The organism is Ensifer sp. SSB1, assembly GCF_016652895.1.
In the GTDB taxonomy this organism is placed as follows: Bacteria; Pseudomonadota; Alphaproteobacteria; order Rhizobiales; family Rhizobiaceae; genus Ensifer.
On record NZ_JAEPRP010000063.1, the window covers coordinates 1 to 3,332 of the forward strand.

The 3,332-nt window shown below is 62.4% G+C and carries 5 protein-coding genes; 2 read left to right on the plus strand and 3 right to left on the minus strand.

The genetic code is table 11. The features are described from left to right. Together I8N66_RS16970 and I8N66_RS16975 are read right to left on the minus strand one after the other, a co-directional pair. A partial coding sequence (locus tag I8N66_RS16970) for a class I SAM-dependent methyltransferase (protein WP_291155577.1) occupies window positions 1–645 on the minus strand: 645 nt, incomplete at its 3' end. Between the two features lie 171 nt (window positions 646–816). Beyond that, a complete protein-coding gene (locus I8N66_RS16975) occupies window positions 817–1,089 on the minus strand; it encodes a DUF2798 domain-containing protein (RefSeq protein ID WP_291155580.1) in 273 nt (90 codons plus the stop codon). Window positions 1,090–1,237: 148 nt separating this feature from the next. Between I8N66_RS16975 and I8N66_RS16980 the strand changes: the two genes are divergently transcribed. Further along, window positions 1,238–2,158: a LysR family transcriptional regulator gene (locus I8N66_RS16980; RefSeq protein WP_291155583.1), complete on the plus strand. Its 921-nt coding sequence runs from the start codon at window positions 1,238–1,240 to the stop codon at window positions 2,156–2,158. 3 nt (window positions 2,159–2,161) lie between these two features. Here the strand turns inward: I8N66_RS16980 and I8N66_RS16985 are convergent, their stop codons facing one another. Further along, window positions 2,162–2,572: a helix-turn-helix domain-containing protein gene (locus tag I8N66_RS16985; protein ID WP_113537875.1), complete on the minus strand. Its 411-nt coding sequence runs from the start codon at window positions 2,570–2,572 to the stop codon at window positions 2,162–2,164. Window positions 2,573–2,708: 136 nt separating this feature from the next. Between I8N66_RS16985 and gstA the strand changes: the two genes are divergently transcribed. After that, on the plus strand, window positions 2,709–3,323 hold the full coding sequence (gstA, locus tag I8N66_RS16990) for a glutathione transferase GstA (protein WP_291155587.1): 615 nt from the start codon (window positions 2,709–2,711) through the stop codon (window positions 3,321–3,323). Window positions 3,324–3,332: the final 9 nt, after the last annotated feature.

The window sequence follows — 3,332 nt, forward strand, 5'->3', positions numbered from 1 at the left end:
GAGCACCATTTCCTGAACACCCCACCAGCGCATGGTGAAGAACTCGAGCTCGCTCGATACCAGCCTCCCCACTTGCCAGAGGTCGTAGCGCAGGTGCGATACCGTGGTCTGGCCGATGAAGTCCGTCTTCACCCGCTGGCTGTTCAACGTCAGCAGGTCGCCCGTCTCCGTCTGCCAGCTTCGGATATTCGGCTGCAGGTCCGCGACCATGTCGTTCGGATAGAGATCAAAGATCAAACGTCCGGCAGGCGCCAGATGATCGTGGAAACGTCTCAGCACCGCGCTCGCCACGGCATGATCGCCGATCAATTGCAGGGAGCCGGCGGGAACGACGATCGCATCGAAACGCTGCTCGTAGGTAAAGCTCTCAAAGATCTGGCGCGACAATGCCGGGGCAAACCCGCGTTCGACACATTGGGCCCGGCAATAATCGAGCATGTCCTGCGAAGCGTCGAAGGCGCAGACATCGAAGCCAGCCTCAAGCAAGGGGATCAGCGCCCGGCCGTTGCCGACGGCGGGCTCGAGAATCGGCCCGGCACAGCCATCAAGCCGCGCCCGATAGTACTCTACGTCGCCGAAGGACCTTCCAATATATTTGTCTAAATTATAAACATGAGAGGCAAGTCTGCCATATGTATTGTTCACGATACCCCTGCTCCCGATCAAAAACCAAAGCAACGTGACGCTTTATACAGGAGCGCATGAGCGGGAGATGTTGTTTGCCAGCCACGTCGACGGATTATCGCGGCTCCGTCCGTTGATCCGCATGGCGATGCATCGGGCAGCCCGTCCCGGCTTTCCGGGACGGTGCTCTGCTCAACCAGGCAGACGGCAGACGGCGCCAACGAGCCTTGCGACCAGCGGGCGGACGAGCAACACGCAAACGAAGGCGACGGGCATGGCGAGCGCGTAGGAGCCGAGCACGCGGGCCGGATACCCGGCATCGATGCCGGTGTTGGCGCCGACGATGACGCAGCACATCAAGAACGCCATGATCGCAGACATGAAGAAGGCGAAGGCGATGGGCGCCGTGCGCGGCGGCAGCTTGCGGCTGCGCGCGAGCCGCGGAGCGGACAGTGTATCTTCCATCAGAAACTCTCCTGCAATGACCAAGGGGACCATCCCCTCGCTTCGGGCCGCACTATACGGATCACGGGCCGGCGAGGTAGGCGGTTGCAACCTTCGTCAGAAATAGGCAAAACCATCGAATAGTCATAAACATTCGATGGATGAAATTATGGACACGCTGCGCGGAGTGGAGAGTTTCGTCAGAAGCGTCGAAGAGGGCAGCATCGCCGCGGCCGCGCGCAAGCTGGGGATCACGCCCGCATCGGCAAGCCAGAACATCGCGCGGCTGGAGCGGACACTCGGCAGCCGGCTGCTGAGCCGCACCACGCGCCAGCTTGGCCTGACCGAGAGCGGCCGGATCTATTACGAGCGGGTGCGCGGCGTCGTGCACGAATTGGAACTCGCGGCCGCAGCCGTCTCCGCGCTCAGCACTGAGCCGCGCGGACAGCTCAAGATCGCGTCATCGGTCGCCTTCGGCCGCCATGTCGTGGCTCCGCTCGTGCCGTCCTTCGCCGTCCGGTATCCCGATGTCTCGATCGAACTCGTCGTCACCGACCGGGAAATCGACCATATCGGAGAGGGCATCGACATCAGCGTGCGCTTCGGCCTGCAACTCGAACAGGGCCTGATTGCCCGCAAGCTCGCTTCCGTGCCGATGATCATCTGCGCCGCGCCCTCCTATCTGGAGCGACGCGGCCGGCCGCAACGACCCGAAGATCTCGTCCACCACGATTGCCTCGTCTATCGCTATGCCGGACACGGTCGCATCTTTCGCTGGGCGTTCAACCGCGATGGCCTGCGCTTCGAACCGGAACTGAAAGCGACGATCGTCAGCAACGACATCGACACGCTCGCGGAAATGGCGATCGCCGGCGCCGGCATCACCCGTCTTGGCGCCTTTATCGCAGCACCGCTGATCGAGCAGGGTCTGGTGGTGCCGCTCTTCGGCGGCGTGCCGCGCGAAGGCGTGGCCAATACCGACCACGAACCCTTCGACTTCTACGCCTGCTTTGCCGACCGCCAGGCCGAGACGCCGAAAGTCAGAGCCTTCATCGAGCACGCCGTGCAATCGTTGAAGGGGCGCTGGTAGACGTCAAGCGCCAGCGACTGCCGCGGGCATGGCATTCCCGTCAGCGCCTTCGCTACGAAGCCGCTCGGCCTCGCGCCGTTGCTTCAGCCGATGGCCGACTTCGACGATGGCATGGATCGCCGGAATGAACTCCAGACCGAGTTCGCTCAAGCTATACTCCACCGAGGGCGGCGAAGTCGGGACGATCCGCCTGTCGATCGCCCCCTTTTCCTCGAGTTCCTTCAGCCGCGTGCTCAGCACCTTTGCCGAAATGCCGGGAACATCGATCCTGAGTTCGCTGAAACGGCGCGGTCCGGCGCTCAAGGACCAGAGGATGTTCGGCGTCCAGGCGCCGCCGAGCAACACCATGCACTCGCCGACCGGGCAGGTGGGCGGCAGGGCCGCAGCCCGATTTTTCCGGATTTTCAAGCTCATAGGCATATTTTCCAGTTACCGTCGGGAAACCGGAAAGGGAGGTAACATAAGGTTATCTGATATACAAAGGTTATCGCTTGCGCTTAGGTTCCCCCGTCTTCGACAGGAGACGATGATTTCAGCAAGGAACTTGGTCATGAAGCTTTACTACGCCCCCGGCGCCTGCTCGCTTTCTCCCCATATCAGCCTGCGTGAAGCGGGCGCCGACTTCGAGATCGTCAAGGTCGACACCGCGACGCACCGCACGGAAACCGGTGCCGATTTCAAGGCCATCAACCCCAAGGGTTACGTGCCCGCACTGGTGCTGGAGAGCGGCGATGTCGTCACCGAAGGTGCAGCGGTCGTGCAATACATCGCAGATCGCTTTCCGGCGGCAAAGCTCGCACCGGCCAACGGCACGTTGGAGCGCACCCGCCTGCACGAACAGTTGAACTTCATCTCGTCCGAATTGCACAAGGCATTCTCGCCACTGTTCAGCAAGACGGCGAGCGCGGAGGCGAAGGACGCGGCCGCGGCCCAGGTGGCGAAGCGCTTCGGCAATGTCGAAAGCCTGCTTTCGGACGGGCGCCCCCATCTGCTCGGCGAGGCCTTCTCGGTTGCCGACGCCTATCTCTTCACCGTCGTCAACTGGGGCAGCGTCACCGGTGTTTCGCTTGATCCCTGGCCGCATCTCACCGCCTACATGCAGAGGATCGGCGAGCGGCCGGCGGTGCGCGCCGCTATGCAGGCCGAGGGGTTGATCGCGGCATGAGCAACACAC

What these genes read in the sequence shown, in the direction of transcription:
- I8N66_RS16975 (WP_291155580.1), bottom strand. Translation starts at nt 1,089, where the DNA reads ATGGAAGATACACTGTCCGCTCCGCGGCTCGCGCGCAGCCGCAAGCTG.
- I8N66_RS16985 (WP_113537875.1), bottom strand. Translation starts at nt 2,572, where the DNA reads ATGAGCTTGAAAATCCGGAAAAATCGGGCTGCGGCCCTGCCGCCCACC.
- gstA (WP_291155587.1), top strand. Translation starts at nt 2,709, where the DNA reads ATGAAGCTTTACTACGCCCCCGGCGCCTGCTCGCTTTCTCCCCATATC.
- I8N66_RS16980 (WP_291155583.1), top strand. Translation starts at nt 1,238, where the DNA reads ATGGACACGCTGCGCGGAGTGGAGAGTTTCGTCAGAAGCGTCGAAGAG.